The following is a 19,231-nucleotide window of genomic DNA, read 5'->3' as shown; positions in this document are numbered from 1 at the left end:
GGCACTGCAATTAGCAGGATACAGCTTAAGTTGAGTCTACTGTCATTGGAGTTCTATCTTTATAGGTTGGCAACAACCCACCAAAAGTAACCTTTGAAGCGTCTCGATAGAACTGGGCTGCCATTCTCGCAAGAGAATCCAGGAGTGGTTCTCCCCAGGTCAACCAGCCATACGTATAAATGATCCGTAATAGCAGGGATATACAAGCCCGTTACTTTAGTGATGGGTAGTTGACTCAGTAACTAAAAGCATCAGTACAGGAGATCTGTCGAAAGTCTGTTAAATAGGCTTTAAACAGGTCAGACTGAAGATCGAGCGTCTTCAGTTAGACCCAATTCTTTTTTCCAGCTTATTTCTCTTCAGACTCTCAGAATATCTACAACCTCAGGCCATTACAACTTTCGGTTTACAGACTCTTTATCTCAACTGCATTATCTTTGTAATGTTTAAAAAGGTCTTCTCCCCATTTAATTGATAGAGAATCAAAACCCACAAGGTCACTTCGAGGGTCAAAGTTCCCGTTGTTGAAAAATAGTGAGAGTGATAGAAATCTGTCTGTTACGACAAAAGCTACCTTTGCGCTGTCGTAGACATAGAAACTTGTGTGTTTGTACTTCAGAAACTCTTCAATTTCAGCGTTATGCTCGCTTTTTATTTTGAAAAAGACATTTGGTGTAACAATTATGGAGATCGGGATGTTCCTGCGAGCCATCTCAAGAAACATCGATGGATAGCTAGGAAGGAAAATGGATGCAAACCCCATAAAACGACCGGAAGTCAGGATATTTTCCATGAATGCCTTATGGGAGTCATAAATATGTTCATGCTCATCTTTTATAACTCTACACTCCTTTAGCTCCTGAATTCGATTTAACAACATATCAGGAACTGCTATGAGGTCATGTTCCTTCCAGAAGTCCCCGTTTGCTTCTATAGCGGCCAGAGTGTCAAGCAAAGGTTTGTAATATATGGCTGCAACTTTCCCCAGAGAAGTCAACCGATAAAGTCCTTCCTGTCTGACAATTAAATTCGAAGTTTCCATTTCTTTCAGGCGAGGCAGAATCTCCGGTGATTTTACATCGAAGTAGTCCCTGATTTCTGAAAGGGTTCTTGGACTCTTCTGAAGTAAAAATAAAAGATCTTTTCGTTTTTCAGAAAAGGTTAGGATGCTTAAAAGTCCAGTTGATTTCACACATATCAGCCCGTGATTATTTATACTGTATTTAGAGTAATTCTAAATTTATTATGATAGTTTGGTCCTCCAGCTTTGATTTAAAGTGAAGGCAAATTGATTTTCATATTTTTCTCATCTTTTATATTGAATAGAGGTGGCAGTTATATCAGAGTGATATAATATTGCTAGAATGATATATGAATTCAATATATATTATCTTTTTCAAGAGTATACTTGATTATTAATAATTATTTGTGGCAGTTAGAGGTTCTGTGTACCAGTCTTTCGAAAATGTAAAATCTTCAGTTGGAAAAAGATTTGTAACTTTATAAAATAAAATATTATGACAATGATATAAGATAATTCTACCAATATACGATTTAAAGCCACATATTCAGCAAACAGGTTGAAAATCAGAGATAAAAAATTGATATTTAATGTAGCCTTTGGAGGAATTAATAATGAAAATACGCAAATCTGGCAGTGACGTAAATATGGGATTGAATCTATAACTAAATTGTTAATGTTCAGAGTTAATTAAACCGACATATGCACTTAACTAAGAACACAGAATCAGCAGTATATTATATAAGGAATCAAAAATGAGTTGACACTTATATCCCCCGGGATAAACCTGAGGGGTTTACGCTTCTTCTTATAAAAGCTTCAACTCCGGCAAATTTCTTATCTTTCAAAACATGAGGTTCTGAAAAATAATCTAAAAATGGGAGTGTACCCCACACTTAGACGCAGGGGTACTCGAGTTTTTACATTAAACTCAAGTATGTACCTTGAGTTTTTCTTTGTCTTTACTTATTTTTCAATGAAGGAAATGCCGCATGCCTGTAAAAACCAGGGAAACTCCAAGTCGGTTTGCAGTAGCAATAACCTCATTGTCTCTGATAGATCCACCAGGGGAAACAATATAGCGGATATTATTTTTTTCTGCATGGACTACGCTGTCATCGAAGGGGAAGAAAGCGTCTGATGCCATTACACATTCGGACATAATCTTCTGGCAGTACTCTTCGAAGGGTGCAGCAGGTTGCTCACGTTCATAGATTACCCTTAGATTTTCAACTGCCTTTGTAGCTGCCAGTTTGCGGATCGAGTCCACCCTATTAGGCTGCCCTGCTCCCATACCCAGTACCATGAAGTATCCAGGTTCGTATTCGTGAGCAAGGGTCACAGCATTGGATTTTGTAGCTTTGCAGGCTTTAAGGCAGAACTCCGAGAGGGCGCGTTTGTTCTCAGGATAGGGAATTTCAGTAACATTCTCCCATTTTTCATAGATCCCAATATCAAGGCTCTGCTTAAGCATGCCACCGATTATGTATTTGTAGGTGTATTCCTTCCCGAAAACCTCTCTGAGTTCTGGAAGTTTCAGGAGCCTCAGGTTTTCACTTTTATTTTTAAGGTATTCCAGGGCATCCGGCTTGAAGTCAGGAGCGAGAATGATCTCTATGAATTTCCCATTCAGAAAAGTTGCAGCTTCAAGGTCAAAAGTTTCGTTTGTACAGATTATGCTTCCGTAAGCCGAAATCGGATCCCCGTCCCAGGCAGACTGCAGAGCCTGCAAAAGTGTGTTTCCAGTAGCAAGTCCACACGGGTTGTTGTGTTTTACAATGACCACAGCAGGAGAAGTGTTTCCCAGTTCTTTGACCGTCTGAAGGGCATTGTCGGCGTCCACATAGTTGTTGTAAGAAAGTTCTTTTCCATGCAGCTGGACAGCTTTTGCCAGAGTGGGGCCTTCAATTTGAGAATCTTTAAAAAAATAGGCTTTTTGATGCCAGTTCTCCCCGTAGCGAAGTTTTACGCCATCGGTATATTTCAGGCGCAGCACTTCTTCTCCAAGCAGAGTCCTGCTCAGGTAAGTATCAATGGCTGCATCATAATCAGCCGTATGCCTGAAAGCTTTAACCGCAAGGTCAGCCCGGGTATTCTCGGAGATAATTCCACTTGAGCGCAGTTCCGTAAGGACACGCCCATAGTCCGACGGATCAGAGATTACTGTTACCGAGCGATAATTCTTGGCTGCCGAACGGAGAAGGGTAGGACCCCCGATATCTATGTTTTCGATGGCTTCTTCAAGTTCCACACCCTCTTTGGAAACCGTTACTTCAAAGGGGTACAGGTTTACAGCCACCAGATCAAGGAGAGAGATGTCTTCTTTTGCAGCTTCCTCCATCTGTTCTTTGCTGTCCCGCAAGCACAAGAGCCCACCATGAATTCTCGGGTGGAGAGTTTTGACTCTTCCTCCCATCATCTCCGGATAACCTGTGACTTCCGAGACATCAGTAACCTCGATTCCGGCGTCGCGAAGGATTTTCGCAGTCCCGCCTGTAGATATAATCTTCACGCCAAGTGCTTCAAGCCCGCGTGCAAATTCCGCAATTCCTGTCTTGTCTGAGACGCTGAGCAATGCCCTTTTTACCAAAAAACCACCAATATACTTGGTTTAAAAATTATTACCTATAAAACTTATGGTTTACACGTTATTTTATTAGTAAGAAACTTTTTTTATTAAAAAAAGTTAGAGTTAAACTCCTCAAATGCAACATTTCGGTTAACATTTAATCATAAACTTCTTGGAGTTCTAGTTCATTAAGTTGTTGGTATTTTGATACCTGCTTCACGCTAAAGCCCTGAGGCATCTTACTTCAGATCTTGACCCGGAAAAGGTAAAATAAAAAGAGATTCAGTTTCCTTTAAGAAACCTGTTCTTCTGGCTGATACAGGAAAAATAAACACGGTAATGGAGTTTTTTGATGCCTGAAAATAAACCGAAGAAATTGACTTCTAAAGAGCCCTTGCTGGAGTATGATATTCCTGACAACCAGCATAATTTTGATCGGGTATGGGCTCTTTTAAAGGAAGAATACCCGGATGCAAAACCTTCTCTTAACTACAGAAATCCGCTGGAACTTCTTGTAGCAACTATCCTCTCTGCTCAGTCAACGGATGTCCAGATTAACAGGGTAACTGAAAATTTGTTCAAAAAATACAGGACTGCCGAAGATTATGCCAGCGCAGACATCAGAGAACTCGAAGTTGACATTTATTCCACAGGCTTTTACAAAAACAAAGCAAAAAATCTCAAAGCTGCGACACAATTGCTTGTCGAACGCTATGATGGAGAAGTGCCAGATACAATGGATGAACTGGTAACCCTTCCCGGTGTTGGAAGAAAAACAGCGAATATAGTGCTTGCCAGGGCTTTCGGGGTAATAGAGGGCATTGCCGTGGATACCCATGTAAAAAGAGTCTCGGGGAGGCTGGGCTTTACCAGGCACACAGGCCCGGAAAAAATAGAACAGGATCTTATTTCACTTGCCCGAAAAGAAGACCTTGACTCAATTTCTATGACCCTGATCTATCACGGGAGGAAAGTTTGCCAGGCAAGAAAACCCAGATGCCATGTTTGTGTTGTAAAAGAGCTGTGTCCCTCCAGCATAATATTTATTGGTGAGTAACCGCGAAAGTTTATTCAGGGGACACAAAAATATTTTGATAAAGGAGAATCCGGAAAGAATCCTGTCGAAATGCCTTACTAATGGAAAAAAGATTTTTGGAGACAATCTCCCCCATGCAGGGAGCCGTCTCCCCCATTATCCGGAAGAAGAACGGCTTTTCAAAAAGGAAAAACGATTTTTTGCTCAGGCTTTTTTATTGAACACTTTTCCAAAACCGAAACTGATTGCCAGTACTGCAAGTGTTCCTACTGCAATTGCCAGGACTTCTCCGCCCTTACCCATACCTTCTATTGAATAGTCAGGCATTGGAGAACTTACTGCAGGCTCCATCTCTTCAATTTGGGACATTTTCGATTCTTCAATTATCCCTCCAGCCGCACTTTCCAGCCCGTCAGGGTCTGGAGATGCAAGGAATGGAGCAAGGACAGAAAGCAAAAGTGCAATTGCAATTCCTGCGTAAAGGAACTTCATGTTCGATTTTCCGCTCATGCGTGAGCCTCCTTCTTAGACTTCTCCGGTCTGACAGTGAAACTATCCTCAAGGAGGTCAGGGCGGGATTTTGCAATCGCTGTGATTACAATTGCAGTGATCAGTCCCTCGCCGATAAAACCAATTATCAGGTGATAGGTGCCCATTGCAATGAGACCTGGTACCAGGGGGAAAGTCCCTGCAATCCACATCTGAATCGCACAGACTATTGCCGAGATTAAGAGCCCAAGCCAGGCGCCTCCGAAGGCTGCGATGCTTGTGCCCGTGCTCTTGCGAAGGGCAACATAAGTATAATATCCCACAAAGCCGGAAACGATGCCCATATTAAGAATATTAGCTCCCATGGTAGTAATCCCACCGTCACCAAAAGCGAACCCCTGCACGAGTAGCACAAGCGTGAGTACGAGAACTCCTGCCCAGGGACTTCCGAAAACAATTGCCACAAGGGCTGCCCCAACCATGTGCCCACTTGTCCCCATCCCTATAGGAATATTCATGGCCTGGATTGCAAAGATTCCTGCTGCAAGGGCAGCAAGAATAGGTACCTTCATTTCGTCAAGTTCATTTTTTGCCCACTTCATTGACATTATTATGAATGGAAGGGCAATTACCCAGTAGACTATTGCCTGGTTTAACGGTATAAAAGAATCAGGTATATGCATTTTTGTATTCCTCTTTTTACACCTTATTTTTTATTTTCTCTGTCTTCACTGTGAACATTCCAGTTCCCATGTTTTTCAGAATATTCATCATATAAAGATAAAACACCTATAAAATCAAAATTTACTGAGTGCCATCAGGCGAATTAATACCAATTAGAAATCTATTATGATTGTTCCGAATGTGTATTTTTGAAGGTATTTTTGGAAGATTTTCTGTATAATTCTAGATAATCTAGTATTACATATATACATTTTGGTATTATTTTTTTCGATAATTTTTTTTGGAAATCTCCTTCCGTGTTGGGATTTTTATTTTTTAGTCAAATTAAGTATCCTAGAATCTTCCATCACGTCGAATAGATATTCATCCGGGAAAAGTTGGTGTTAATCCACATCAGTCCCACTCTTACTAGTTTTTTGATTCCTAATCGATTGATTTTATAAGCAATTAAGTAGTATATACTCATTAGATTTTAATCTTTGGTAATATTTATTATGAAAAAAAATCCTATTTGTATACCATCATATTTTCATTATTATGTGGAGGAGTATTTATAGACTGCAAGGAAGTTATTGCCAACTACTGGAATTTCAGGTCTTCCACTTACGCAAACGGAGTAAACGGCTTTGATGAGGAAGAGCGGACAGTCTGGAAACAAATCTTTGAAAAATCCCTGGCTCCCGGCAAGAGTTTAAAAGTACTGGATGTAGGAACAGGCACAGGTTTTCTCGCCCTCCTTTTTGCCGAGATAGGGCATGAGGTAACAGGCATAGATCTATCTGAAGGCATGCTCGAGAAAGCAAAGCATAACGCAGATAACATGGGTCTAAAAATTGATTTGTTCCATGGAGATGCGGAAAATCTGCCTTTCGAAGACTGTTCCTTTGATCTGGTTGTGAACAAATACCTTCTCTGGACCCTCCAGGAGCCTGCCTGTGCCGTTCGCGAGTGGAAGCGCGTCCTTAAACCAGAAGGCATGATTTTTTCCATCGATGGCAACTGGTTTGACCCCCGCCCGGACAGGCATATCAAAAGAATGCTTTCCGAGCTGGCAGAAAGGTTTGCGAAAAAGAACCAGTACAATCTGATTTTCAAGAAGTCTTACGATCCGATAAGAAATTCTCTTCCCCTCTATGAGAAAATAAGCCCGGAAAATATCTCCATTCTTTTTTCCGAAACCGGACTTGTGAACACTGCAATCAATCCTCTTCCGGGGGTGCAGAAGTTTCAAAGAAACCGACACTCATTATCACAGAGGCTTCTTAAGAATAACTCCATATTTCTGATATCGGGACAGAAAAAGCAAGAATAAGCTTTTTTTGCCCCACCCTTTTTTAGCTGGATTTTTCCATAAAATGCCCTGACATTTTTATTTCTTCTCCGTTAACAATCATCTTTTATTTATGTTCATACGATTCTGACGATTTTTACCTTTGCCTTTTGCATATTTCATCTTGTTTCTTTTACTTAATGCAACGAAACTTTTTAACATACTTACTTGTCTAAAATTGTCGAAAGCTTTTTATTATAATTCAAAAAAACTAACTCTAAATTATATATGAATTTATAATTTTTTAAATATAATAATGAGGAATAATGAGGTATATGATCTCATGAACAGCTTACTGAACGTTGAGGGCAGCCCTCTTTCAGCCAGATTCCAGGAAGATGAGCCACAATTATACGACATAAGGTCACACATATTGCATTTTTACGACAATATTAAAGACCGCGATTTAAGTACAATTGCAGAATCAAATCTGGAAGAGCTTTATGAGATATTTTCCGAGCTTGATGAGCTGGGGCATCTGGATGTTGACAGCACCATGTGTGAGTTTGTCCTTCAGGACCCGGTGATCCGGGCCTTACTTCCTGCAGTCCATTCCAGCTACACCAGTTATTTCAGCCTTCATGAGAGCCAGCTTGCACGAAAAATCCTTGACCATGAAAATCCCTGGAAAGTGCTCGAATCTTTTCCCCTGTATCCGAGATATGAAAATCTGATCAATGTCCATTTCCAGAATTCCCCCCGATTAAAGTTATGGCTTTTATAGGCTGTGGTCCTCTTCCTATTACTCTACTGCTATTCAGTAAATTATACGGCATTCGCTGCATCGGTATAGATAAGGATCCCGAAGCAGTGGCTCTGGCAAAAAGCTGTGTAAAGCACTTTGGCCTTGAAAAAGAAATCAGTATTATTGAAGGGGATGAGAATGTACTTTCAGAACTCGAATGGGATTCTGTGCTCGTAGCCGCTCTCGCTGAACCGAAGCCGCGCATCTTCCAGAATCTTCATACTATAATAAAGAGAAAATCAGACACTGGGAAACCGATTTCTGTGTGCTACCGCAACTATACGGGCATGAGGCAACTGTTCTACTGGTCTGTACTTCCAGAGCATACCCGGGGTTTTCGGAAAATAAATGAGATATATCCTTCCTGCGGGGTAAACAACACCCTGGTCTTCCTGGAGTGTGAATAATATTCCGAAAATCGAGACTGCTTCCTTAGTTGCCGAGCTTCGGCAGATTTCTGATGTGGTAAAAGATCCCAGTGAGGAGGAGATTCAGGGAAGTTCCTCGGACGAACTGCATGCCATATTTAAAAGGCTGGACGAACTCGCAGCCCTAGAAGTAGATGAAAAGTCTATTGATGTTATCCTTAAAAGCCCGGATTTTGATGCTCTGATAGATTCGATTTCTCGGTTTCGGTTTTTATACAATCTGAAACTTGAAAACGAAAAGGCAAAAAGCCTTCTTGAAAGCTCGGACCCATGGGAAACTCTCCGGAATTTTACATTTTATCCGAACTACCTGCAGCTTGCAAGTACCGAATATACAGGTTCGGGTCTGGAACCCGGAGATTGTGTTCTTTTTCTTGGCAGTGGCCCTCTCCCTCTGAGTCTGATAGTGCTCTGCCGCGAATATGGCCTTTTTGGAATTGGAATAGAGCAGGATAGAAAAAGGGCAAGTCTATCCAGGAAAGTAATTGCCTGCCTCGGGCTTTCCGAAAGCATCAAAATAATAAAAGGAAACCACTTCAGCCTGCCACTTGAAATGAGATGTGACCTTTATATGGTCGCCGCTCAGGCTGAACCCAAAAAGGAGGTGTTTGAACACCTGGCAAAAATTCTTCCTGAAGGAAGTAAGGTCTCCTACCGCCTCTACGAAAAGGGTCTCAGGAGAGTTCTGGACGGAAGTTCCCTTTTCGAGCTGCCTTCAGGATTTGCAGAATATCTAAGGGTTCAGCCGGAACCTCCAGTTAATAATACGGTTGTATTTCTGAACCGAAGATAAAAAGGCTTCAGAGCCATAAAGGTTCAATCTGAGGTTATAAATGAGGCGAAGGATGCGGAAGGATGTATTGATTTTTTTGTGTGATAGATCCGGATTCTAACTGAAAATGTAATCCTTTCTTGGTTTTCTTTCTTGGGTGGAAGTCTTACTTTGCACCGAAAATATGAAATATCTTAAAAAAACATCTTTCAAAATAGATGTCAATAACATTTATATGGTGTTATTGATTATACGTATAAGTATAAGTAATTTTTATTTTTTAATAAATTTTGATACTTTATGGCATACTCAGTTGAGTCCTTTAAAACTTAAATTATTTTAAAAATATATTAATAAATTACAATAATGGCTGAGTTATGTCTCTAAACATGTCACTGCGTAAGTCCTAAGTTGGAGAGATGTGGATGGGAACGAACACTAGGAGTTCTGGTATCTATATTATTGGAGACATTCACTGGGGAACCCACCTGTGCCAGTTCTACCAAACCAAACAAGATTTGATGGATATGCTTGTTCCCTATTTTAAAGCAGGGTTGGAAGATAACGAATTTTGTCTATGGATCACGTCACAACCTCCATACGTAGAAGAGGCAAAAGAAGCTTTGAGGAATTCTGTCCCGGGTATTGATGTTTATTTGGAGAAAGGTCAGATTGAAATCATTCCCTATGCGCATTGGCTTCTCGAGGAGGATATTTTTGATCTGGAGAGACTATTAAACGGATGGGTCGAAAAACTTAATGAAGCTCTTGCCAATGGTTATGACGGTTTGAGGTTGACCGTGAATATTCCCTGGCTGGAAAATGAAAACTGGAATGGTTTTGTTAAGCTTGAAGAAAAAATGGATAACGTCATAGAGAATTGCCAGATAATGGCTCTATGCACTTATTTTCTCGACAGGTGCAGTGCAATCGAGATCATTGACATTGTAGTAAATCATCGATTCTCTTTGATTAAAAGAGAGGGTATATGGGAGCAGATAGAAAATCCCGGGCGCAAGAAAGTAGAAAAATCAGCTATTTGCGCTGTACAGGATACAGAAGTTGAATCGGGAGAATCATACGATCATTTAGAAGAATTAGTCAAAGAAAGAACACTGCAGCTTGAAAAGGCTTACAAACAACTGAAAGAGAGTGAAATAGATCTTTCTGAAGCTCAAAAAATGGCTCATATTGGAAGCTGGAAATGGGATATTGTAACCGGTGAACTCTACTGGTCTGATGAAATTTATCTTATCTTTGGACTTAATCCTCAAGAATTCAGAGCAACTTACAATGCATTTTTTAATTATATACATCCCAACGATCGAGATTTTGTAGATAATGCCATTAAAAAAGCTTTGAAGGGAGAACAGCCCTATGACAATGATCATCGGATTATCTCAGCTGATGGAGAAGAGCGCATAGTCCATTCACATGGAGAAGTTATTTTTGATGAGAAAAATACTCCTATTAGAATGAGGGGAACACTCCAAGACATTACGGAGCGTACTAAAATTGAAGACTCGCTTATATTAAGCGAGGAAAGGTACCGTTCTTTCATACAGAACTTTACAGGAATTGCTTTTCAGCAAGACAAGGATTTCAACCTGGAGTTTGTAAAAGGGAACGTAGAAGAGATCACCGGGTACAGTGAAGAAGAATTAATGTCCAAAAAGCGGTGGAAAAAAATTGTTGAGAAGGAAGACCTGCCTTTATTCCTCAAAAAAGAAAGAGAGATCAAAAACGCTTGTTCTCCATATTATGGAAAACTTAGCTACAGAATAAGATGCAAGGACGGAAAAATAAAATGGGTGCATGAAGTATATCAGAAAATTCCAGGCAAGAATGGGAGATCTGATAATCATCAGAGCACAATAACCGACGTTACCGAGAGAATAAAGGCAAAAGAAACCCTGGTAAAAATTGAGGACGCCAGGAAAAAAGAAATCCACCACAGAATAAAAAACAACTTACAGGTAATCTCTTCTCTTCTTGACCTTCAGGCTGAAAAGTTCATTCATAGAGAGGCAGTTACTACGCCGGAAATTCTCGAAGCATTCAGGGAAAGTCAGAACCGGGTAATTTCAATGTCCCTCATACACGAAGAACTCTATAAAGGAGAAGGAACTGATACCCTGGACTTTTCAGAATACCTTCAAAAGTTAGCTGGAAATCTTCTCCAGACCTACAGCCTTCGTAGTAAAAATGTTCACCTATACATGGATCTGGAAGAAAATGCCTTCTTCAATATGGATACCGCTGTCCCGTTAGGAATAATTGTTAACGAACTCGTTTCGAATTCTCTCAAACATGCCTTTACTGAAAAAGAGAGAGATATTCGAATCCGGCTTTGCAGGGAAGAACTTGATCACGAAATAAGCAAATCATTTTTCAGCCTGACAATTTCAGATAACGGGAAAGGAATTCCTGAAAACATAGAATTGGGACGTGTTGAATCACTCGGACTGCAGCTGGTAAGCATCCTTGTTGACCAGGTCGATGGAGAAATCGAGCTTAAGAGAGTAAGGGGGACGGAATTCAGAATTACATTCTGGGTAGCGGAAAGATAATAAACCTGGATAAAAAGGTACCAGTATCATCAAAACCCCGAAATTCTAAACAATCGTTGATTGATGGCTTAGGAATGATTCAAATATAATATCAATGGGTTTTGTTGCCAAGAATAATTGTTGGAGGACATGGAATTAGATATCGATTCCCAAACTGAAAATTAGAAGTTATATTTTATCATTCCTTAACTGCAAGGGTCAATACTGAATACGGCCTTTTTGGAGTCAGAATTGAGCAGGATGGAAAAAGGGTCCCCCTTTCCCTGAGGAAATTGCTCTTTTACTTTGATCCTCTTGCAAAAGTTCTGCCCAAAGGAAGTAGAGTCTCCTACCGCCTCTACGAAAGGCCTCAGTAGAGTCCTGGACGGTGGTTCCCTCTTCGAGATGCCTTCTAGATTAGAAAAATATCTCAGGGTTCTGCCGGAACCTCCAGTTAATAATACGGTTGTATTTCTGATAAAAAAGCAAAAATCTCTGGAGATCTGTGGGCAGTGGGTTTTAATAAATATAGGACTTACGCACTTGAGAGATAAAATCAAGTGCAACAAACGTTGAAGCGAAATTCATATTTTGCACAGTTGAAGGTTTAATGCTATTGATTTCCAGTTCAACCGCGTAAGCCCTATAAATATATTTTCAGTCTCATGGATTTCCGGCAGTAGATAATTCAGACATAAAGATGGACGTATAATATACAGACTGCACCCAGAAGCAGAAAAAAGATATCCTGAGTTCTGATTTTTGTCCTGTAATACGATTTTTCGTACCCGCTTCCGTAGCCCCTGCAAAGCATGCTGATATAGGTCCTTTCTCCCTGCTCATAGGAGCGTATGAAGATTGAGCTCATGCTGTTTCCGACCTGCTCGATGGCCCATTTTCTCGGCACATCTTTGTTCCAGATATCAAAGAGCCTGGTCTGCTGTGCAACCCTTATCCTTTTGAGGACGGCCCAGAAAAGGAAGAGGTAGCGCACCATCATGCTCAGGAGCAACGTAAATTCCTTCGGGATACCTATCCTGTCGGCTGCTGCAACCATATCTCTCAACCGCGTAGTGGAAGATAGCAGGACGATGGATGTTATGCAGACAAGAAATTTCACAAGCAGTGAACTCCCAAAGGCAAGCCCCTCATAGGTTATGCTTAGCCCTAAAGGCAGGTCAAGAGGATAAAGCGTATAATTTTCTACGAAGGAAGGCCGCAGAAAAGGCTGAATAAGGGCAATTCCGAGCCCGAAAGGTAAAATTGCGAGAATACGGAGGAAAAAGTACCTTAAATCCAGCCCTGCAACAAGTACAAGAACCAGCAAATAAACTTCTATGGCAAGAAGGCGAACCATATTTTTATCGTGAATCCTGGGTAGGCTAACTACGTAAATGATTATCACAAGCGCAAAAAGCAATTTTACCCCGGGGTCAAGCCTGTGTATCGGGCTGTTTTTATAGGATTCGCGTTCAATATCAGTGAGAGTTACCATTATACATTCCCCCGTAAGGAGCCTTTTTTTAGGCTTTTACTCAATCCCGGCGGTTTTCTGTCCCGAGCCTATGACCCGAAGGATCTCATCCCTTGCAGTTTCGGCTGTTATCTGTATGCTGACATTAACGCCTTCCTGCTGCAGCATTTCGAAGACCTCTGCAACCCTCGGGAGCCTTAAGTGGGCTTTTCTGAGAAGCTCGGGGTCATTGAATATATCTCCCGGACTTCCGTCAGCCTCAAGTCTCCCGTGATGGAGGACAAAAACCCTTTCTGCAAAATAAGGGACAACATCCACATCGTGTGTGGAAAGAAGCATGGTGATCCCGAGTTCCCGGTTCATTTTCAGGATAAGTTCCAGGATGCGGGCTGAACTCAAAGGATCAAGCCCTGCTGTGGGTTCGTCAAGCACTATAACTTCAGGGCGCATGGCAAGAATGCCTGCAATTGCCACAAGTTTCTTCTGCCCACCGCTCAGATGATGCGGAGCTCTCTCTTCAAAACCTGTAAGTCCCACCATTTCCAGGGCTTCCTTAACCCTGTTTTCTACCTCTTCTCTGGAGAGGCCCATATTAATCGGCCCAAAAGCTATATCTTCTTCAACGCTTGGGGCAAGCACCTGGTCATCAGGGTCCTGAAAAACTATCCCAACTGCCTCTCTGCACATCCGGACATTCTTTTTGGTAACCTTTTCTCCCTTTACCAGGACTTCTCCGGAAAGAGGACGCAGGATCCCGTTAAGGTGTTTAAAAAGAGTTGATTTTCCTGCTCCGTTAGCCCCAAGCACTGCAACCCTTTCCCCTTTGAATATTTTCAGGTTAATTTTATCCAGGGCATTTGACTCAAGGTGTGGGTATCTGTGACAGAGATCTCTTACTTCAAGGATAGGAGTACCGCTTATTTCAGAGGCTTTGTCTGCTTTTTCAGGACTTGCCTCTGTTTTAAGATTCCTCCTGCCTGCCATTTCTTCAGGGATATTTTTTGCTTCATCGGAGTTGTGTGGGGGATTCGATATACTCATACTTGAAAACGTCCTGTAAGGAGACAACTAATGACCTTATAATATACCTTTTTTAAAAATAGTGTCACAGCTAATGAAGTTATCTTTTTTATGTGTTATGGTTTGTACTTTCCGGTTTAAAGTTTATGTTCATTGCTTAATTCTCTTTCAGGGTTAGTGGATTAAGATATTTGTTGATATTTATGCCTTTCATTTCATTTACTTTCATTTCATTTCATTTCATTTACTTTCATTTCATTTCATTTCCTGTACATTCCTTTTCGGCTTTATTAAACCTGAAAGGCAAATAAGCTTGAGAGATAATTATACAAATCTTCCCCGCATCTTTTACTGTGATGCAGCGGGTTATTCTTCACATAGACATGGACTATTTTTATGCAGCCATTGAGGAGCGGGAAAAGCCGGAACTCCGCGGAAAAGCAGTTGTAGTCTGCATGCTCTCCGGGAGAAGCGAACTCAGCGGATCTGTAAGCACATGTAATTACATTGCGCGGGAGTTTGGGATTCGGTCGGGAATGCCCTGTTCAAGGGCTAAAAAACTCAATCCGGAAGCTATTTTCTTGCCTGTCAGGAAGGAGTTTTACACTTCGGTTTCAGACAGAATCATGGAAATTCTCCGCAACTATGCAGATCCCGGAGAAAACGGAGATTCCTTTGAACAGACAAGTATTGATGAGGCTTTCCTTGAAATTACCGACAGGACAGAGGGAGACTTTAACCTTGCTTTTGAGCTCGGGATGCAGATAAAGGAAGAAATAAAAGAAAAGGAGAAACTGACCTGCTCTATAGGAATAGGGCCAAATAAGCTAATTGCCAAGATGGCTTCCTCCGCAAAAAAACCTGATGGGATTACGATCGTGAGTTCGCAGAATCTGGAAGGTTTTCTCTGGCCGTTGAAGGTGTCCAAACTCTGGGGGATCGGGGATGTAACTGCAAAAAAATTGCAGGAAATGGGCATAGTTACGGTAAAGGACCTTGCAGAATATGATGTTATCAAACTTATTTCCACCTTTGGAAAAGCCCGGGGTACGTGGCTTAAACAAGCGGCGGCAGGAATTGATGACTCCCCCCTTAAGGAAAGGGAAGGCTCAGAACAGATCGGGAGGATTGCAACACTGCCTGAGGATACTCTGGATCAGGAACTTATCTTTCCGCTGCTGGAAATGCTTGCAGGAGACGTTATTGAAAAACTGAATTTAAGGGAACTCTCCTTCAGGGTTGTAACCTTTACGGCCATAAACTCAAATTTCAGGATGTATACCAGGAGTCGCACACTCAACCATACAGTTTCTTCAAAGGAAGCCCTTCTTGAAGCAACCAGGGAAATCCTGAGCGAATTCCTTTCGGAAAACAGAACTGAACTCCGGCGTGTGGGGGTAAGGGTAGGAGGGCTCCAGAAAAAAAAGGGTCAAAAAAGCCTTTTTGATTATTAAGCCTGAATGCTGTGTTATGCATATGTTTGGGGGTAGGTCTACCTCATTGTTTGTGCTATTTCGATCCTGTGTTTACCTGGTCGTTTGTACAGGCCAGGAGATTTATCAGGCGAGTAAATGTTTACTCGATTATACATTTACAGTACTCCAGTTAACCACATAATTTATATTTATAACTAGTATATAAACAACATTTGCCGCAGTTAAAAATATTTTAGTGATTGTGTCCATTTTATTGTTAACCCCGAAGAGAATTTTTTCATAAAATTTATCAAACAAGAAATGTAATAATAATATGGGTAATAGTTCGAAATTGCTTCCATAACCTGAATTTCGATCCCATTTTTGAGAGAGGCTATTTTTTTATGTAGATCAGCTCTACATGCGGATTTTTTCAGAAAAGTGATTTATCTGAAATTCGCAAAAAATGGCGAAAGAATTATAAAGTGGGTAAGGAAGGACGACTGCATAAGGACGGTTAGGAGAGGGACAATATGATCAAAAAACCGTTTACAATCCAATTTCCGGAAAATCCAGTCAGCGGATTCAGCTGGGACATTGCAACCAGTAACGGCTTACAGATAATGAGGGACATGTTTGTCCCTGAAGATGAGGAAAAGACCGGAAGCGTGGGATACCATGTATGGGATATTCAGGTAACTTGCCAGGGAAGTCAAAAGATAAAAGGCACATACCGGAGGGGAAACCAGATAGCAAGCTGTTTTGAAATCAATATTGATGCCGAGTAATACATTTTACAGGTCACGGAACCTGGAGCCCACGCAAGACCGCCTTCTCTGGTTAAAGTCCATCCGCCCTGCCTTGCCGTAGGCTCATTTTATTTTTGATATGCTTTTCTCCCCTAGTTGTGCTTCCCGAATTGCGATTCGGCACCCGAATTGCGCCTCGGGAGTACGCGGTCCTTTTCGCTGCGCTCAAGAGGACTACTTGATGGGGTTTAGCTGAGCTGCGCTCAAGAGGGCAAATTAAAAAATATTGATAGCTTTTCCTTGTCCTTCCGTCGTGTTTTCTATAGTTTATCTCTTAGTTGAGGTCAGTGAAGGAATTTCGATTTTGGCCTATTTCAACAGCAGTGACGGTTTGCCTGTTGTTGTAGATTCTCTGGCTGGCGAGCCGGCTCAGCTCTGCACAATGCAGAAAAGAAAAAAAGAAATCAGCTGCACAGGCACAGGACATGAAAAAAATAGGAGATACTGGTCAGGCTGCCCGGAATAATGTCAAGCGATTAATTATGGACAACCTGATCATTTAACACTGGATTAATACTTACAGGAATTTCACAAGCGGGCAGACCTCTATACAGGCCCCGCAGTGAGTGCAGCTCTCCCTGATCCAGGCTCTCTTTTCTTTCATTTCAATTGCGTTGTGCTCACAGTGTCCTACACAGACTCCGCAGCCCTGGCAGAGGACAGCTCTTCTTACTGAGAACTCTACCATTCGCATGAGCTTTTTCAGGGTTTTTTCGTTTTCACTTCTTCCGTTCACATTTCCGGAAGCAAAGACCTGGGCTCTCGACTCCCCCAGAGCGACAGAGGCAGCTCCTTCTATGAAGGAAGCTTTCCCTACAGGATTGAGCATTCCGCTTTCTTCAAGAGATTCAATATCTATCGCCTGCCCGAAACTTCCATCCGCAGAAATCCCTCCTGCTTTGCAGGGCCTGTATCCTGTGGCAACTTCAAAATGGAGCTCTCCGGGAGCTTCCTGGGTAGGGAGCAGGGAAATTCCCTTTCTATCCGCAAGCTCCTGCAGGACTTTGGGGTAGCGTTTGTAGCGCCATAAGCCGTATTTTACCCATTCCGGGGAAAGTCCCATCCTTTCTGCGTAAGCCAGGAGGTGGGTGTTGAGTTTTTGTGCAAGTTCAGGGTGACTTTCCTCAAGCTGGAAAAAGTCGGATAGGGAGGAAGACGGGCAGAGCCAGCAGCCCATCCGATCGTAACCTTTCTCATACGCCGGATTATAGGGAGCTTTTGTCCTGAAGAGGTAGAGCCAGACATGCAGAGCTGTCCATTCCTGTATGGGGGACGCTCCAACCTGATTTCCGACCCAGGGATTTTTCCAGACCTTATTACTGATGGAGCGAGCATGGGATTCGTACTGGCGCTGTCCTATGAAGCTCAGGCAGCCTCCCTCATAATTTTCGTCAATCAGCCTGGCAATGGGTCCCAGTTTACAGATCTTGCAACACCAGCGCGTATCCATTGTCGGAGGCCCGAAAACTCCAATAGACTCCCAGAACGAATCTCCTGAACTCGCTGTCCGGAGGGTTTTTCCGTAATATTCTGCAACCTTTTTGACGTTTTCAAGGGTTTCCGGAAACTCAATCCCTGTATCTGCAAACATCAATTCATAATCGTCCAGAGTTTCATCCACAAGCTGCAGCACTGCAAGGCTGTCCTTGCCCCCGGAATAGGATACACTGACTTTCAGGTCCATACTTCCGGAAACGTTTCTTATGAAAGAATGAGCCATCCCTATCATTGAGTCAAGAATTTTCTCATTGGCTTTTACGGCATCATCCCAGCTCTTTCCCGGGGGAAGGGTTTTTGCAGCTACGGGTTCTGCACTCCAGCGCGGCTTTACGGCATTTCCGCGCTTTTCTTCAATCATTTCCCTGCCTGTCAGCCGGGCTCTCCCGCAGCAAACTACCTCTCCGGAAGGGAGAAGGACAACAACCTCGTCCTCTTTTTCGATTTCCGGATCTGCATCAAGGACTCCGGGAGCAAGGACACTTGCCCCTTTTTTCAGGATAAAGGGCATAATTTCCGGCTCGATAACCACCCATTTTTTAAGCTCTTTCCTGTCCCTGCCCTGAAAAAGCCGCCTTGCTCCTTCGAGCCTGGGGAGCAGGACCCATGTGCAGTTTTCTATTTCAAACCTGATAGATGCAAGGACTTCCCCGTCCACTATAATTTCATCCATCCGGTCTTCATAAGGGGCTTTGTTAAGCACCACAAGATGCCCTTCGGGGATAAGGGGGGCATTGAACTGTTTTTCAGAAACGGAGTTTATGCGTTTTATATCATAATCAAAAGCCGGACGAATATCGCCGGGAGGAGTGACCTCAACTTTTTTTGCTCTATTGCCGCACCCACACTGTTTTCCGAGCACAGGCACATTGCAGGCATCGCACCAGTGCAGGAGCATTTTGCCAAGGTATACTGGTTTGGACATGTCATGCAGATTGAGCGAGGTTCACCTTTAAAAGGCTTTGGCTCAAGCTTTTTAAAAAAAAGCTTGACCAAAAATTTTTGTGGAAGGTTTTAGCTTTTCCTATGAAAAAGTTTTAATATCGAATTTATTTTGCAGCCGTGGCAGGACTTATGTATTTGAACTGGAAAAGTAGCATTAAACCATTAAATGTCTAAAATATAAATCTAAACTATGATGTTTACTGTATTTGATTTCATACATAGGGTGCGTAAATATTTGGGGGTAATTTAAGATGGTCTCCTGTCACTATTTATTATATGCATAATCAGGATTATGATAAAGAAATGACGAAGAAAGCGATATACAGTAGTTGGTATGATTTATTCATCATGATAATTTCACCATAATAAATTTTAGCTTGGATAAATTTATTTACTCTGGAAGTTTAATGATTCATGTATCATAATTTCTGCAGTGATAGTTCAGTGC

The 19,231-nt window shown here is 41.9% G+C and carries 17 protein-coding genes; 9 read left to right on the top strand and 8 right to left on the bottom strand.

All coding sequences use genetic code 11. The features are described 5' to 3' along the window. Positions 1-25: 25 nt before the first annotated feature. From PHF18_RS08075 to purH, 3 genes are all read right to left on the bottom strand, one after another. Entirely contained in the window at positions 26-163 is a 138-nt protein-coding gene (locus PHF18_RS08075) for a hypothetical protein (protein ID WP_300100882.1), read from the bottom strand. A 243-nt stretch (positions 164-406) separates the two neighbouring features. After that, positions 407-1,192 carry a winged helix-turn-helix domain-containing protein gene (locus PHF18_RS08070; protein ID WP_300100879.1) on the bottom strand — a complete coding sequence of 262 codons (786 nt, stop codon included), beginning with the start codon at positions 1,190-1,192 and terminating at the stop codon, positions 407-409. A gap of 802 nt (positions 1,193-1,994) precedes the next feature. Next, a complete protein-coding gene (gene purH / locus PHF18_RS08065; RefSeq protein WP_300100876.1) occupies positions 1,995-3,611 on the bottom strand; it encodes a bifunctional phosphoribosylaminoimidazolecarboxamide formyltransferase/IMP cyclohydrolase in 1,617 nt (538 codons plus the stop codon). Positions 3,612-3,942: 331 nt separating this feature from the next. Between purH and nth the strand changes: the two genes are divergently transcribed. Then, complete coding sequence (gene nth, locus PHF18_RS08060) at positions 3,943-4,647, top strand: endonuclease III (RefSeq protein ID WP_300100875.1); 705 nt, start codon at positions 3,943-3,945, stop codon at positions 4,645-4,647. A 183-nt stretch (positions 4,648-4,830) separates the two neighbouring features. Here nth and PHF18_RS08055 read toward each other — a convergent pair whose 3' ends face one another. Together PHF18_RS08055 and cbiM are read right to left on the bottom strand one after the other, a co-directional pair. After that, positions 4,831-5,136, bottom strand: a complete 306-nt coding sequence (locus tag PHF18_RS08055; protein ID WP_300100872.1) for a PDGLE domain-containing protein — start codon at positions 5,134-5,136, stop codon at positions 4,831-4,833. Next, the gene (gene cbiM / locus PHF18_RS08050) at positions 5,133-5,798 is read right to left on the bottom strand and encodes a cobalt transporter CbiM (RefSeq protein WP_300100869.1); all 666 of its coding nucleotides are present in this window, start codon (positions 5,796-5,798) and stop codon (positions 5,133-5,135) included. The genes PHF18_RS08055 and cbiM overlap by 4 nt, the downstream gene beginning before the upstream one ends. Before the next feature lie 512 nt (positions 5,799-6,310). Here cbiM and PHF18_RS08045 point away from each other — a divergent pair. The 5 genes from PHF18_RS08045 (at position 6,311) to PHF18_RS08025 (ending at position 11,644) form a co-directional block, all read left to right on the top strand. After that, complete coding sequence (locus PHF18_RS08045; RefSeq protein WP_300100866.1) at positions 6,311-7,111, top strand: class I SAM-dependent methyltransferase; 801 nt, start codon at positions 6,311-6,313, stop codon at positions 7,109-7,111. A gap of 301 nt (positions 7,112-7,412) precedes the next feature. Next, positions 7,413-7,853, top strand: coding sequence for a hypothetical protein (locus PHF18_RS08040; protein ID WP_300100862.1), 441 nt, complete (start codon positions 7,413-7,415; stop codon positions 7,851-7,853). Next, positions 7,841-8,281: a nicotianamine synthase family protein gene (locus tag PHF18_RS08035; protein WP_300100859.1), complete on the top strand. Its 441-nt coding sequence runs from the start codon at positions 7,841-7,843 to the stop codon at positions 8,279-8,281. The genes PHF18_RS08040 and PHF18_RS08035 overlap by 13 nt, the downstream gene beginning before the upstream one ends. Further along, on the top strand, positions 8,274-9,095 hold the full coding sequence (locus PHF18_RS08030; RefSeq protein ID WP_300100856.1) for a nicotianamine synthase family protein: 822 nt from the start codon (positions 8,274-8,276) through the stop codon (positions 9,093-9,095). The genes PHF18_RS08035 and PHF18_RS08030 overlap by 8 nt, the downstream gene beginning before the upstream one ends. A gap of 398 nt (positions 9,096-9,493) precedes the next feature. Beyond that, a complete protein-coding gene (locus tag PHF18_RS08025; RefSeq protein ID WP_300100853.1) occupies positions 9,494-11,644 on the top strand; it encodes an MEDS domain-containing protein in 2,151 nt (716 codons plus the stop codon). A gap of 667 nt (positions 11,645-12,311) precedes the next feature. On the opposite strand, the gene cbiQ is transcribed toward PHF18_RS08025, so the two are convergent. After that, positions 12,312-13,118: a cobalt ECF transporter T component CbiQ gene (gene cbiQ, locus PHF18_RS08020; RefSeq protein WP_300100850.1), complete on the bottom strand. Its 807-nt coding sequence runs from the start codon at positions 13,116-13,118 to the stop codon at positions 12,312-12,314. Positions 13,119-13,154: 36 nt separating this feature from the next. Then, positions 13,155-14,138 (bottom strand): energy-coupling factor ABC transporter ATP-binding protein, encoded by a 984-nt coding sequence (locus tag PHF18_RS08015; protein WP_300100847.1) that lies wholly within the window; start codon positions 14,136-14,138, stop codon positions 13,155-13,157. A gap of 335 nt (positions 14,139-14,473) precedes the next feature. On the opposite strand from PHF18_RS08015, the gene dinB reads away from it, so the two are divergent. From dinB to PHF18_RS08000, 3 genes are all read left to right on the top strand, one after another. After that, complete coding sequence (dinB, locus tag PHF18_RS08010) at positions 14,474-15,571, top strand: DNA polymerase IV (protein WP_300100844.1); 1,098 nt, start codon at positions 14,474-14,476, stop codon at positions 15,569-15,571. 494 nt (positions 15,572-16,065) lie between these two features. Next, positions 16,066-16,320 (top strand): protease inhibitor I42 family protein, encoded by a 255-nt coding sequence (locus PHF18_RS08005; RefSeq protein WP_300100841.1) that lies wholly within the window; start codon positions 16,066-16,068, stop codon positions 16,318-16,320. 274 nt (positions 16,321-16,594) lie between these two features. Further along, complete coding sequence (locus tag PHF18_RS08000) at positions 16,595-16,807, top strand: hypothetical protein (RefSeq protein ID WP_300100839.1); 213 nt, start codon at positions 16,595-16,597, stop codon at positions 16,805-16,807. 51 nt (positions 16,808-16,858) lie between these two features. On the opposite strand, the gene PHF18_RS07995 is transcribed toward PHF18_RS08000, so the two are convergent. Further along, positions 16,859-18,763, bottom strand: coding sequence for a phosphoadenosine phosphosulfate reductase family protein (locus PHF18_RS07995; protein ID WP_300100836.1), 1,905 nt, complete (start codon positions 18,761-18,763; stop codon positions 16,859-16,861). Positions 18,764-19,231 lie beyond the last annotated feature (468 nt).

This window comes from Methanosarcina sp., from assembly GCF_028693135.1.
Classification (GTDB): Archaea; Halobacteriota; Methanosarcinia; order Methanosarcinales; family Methanosarcinaceae; genus Methanosarcina.
This window is presented reverse-complemented; position numbering and strand designations above follow the sequence as displayed.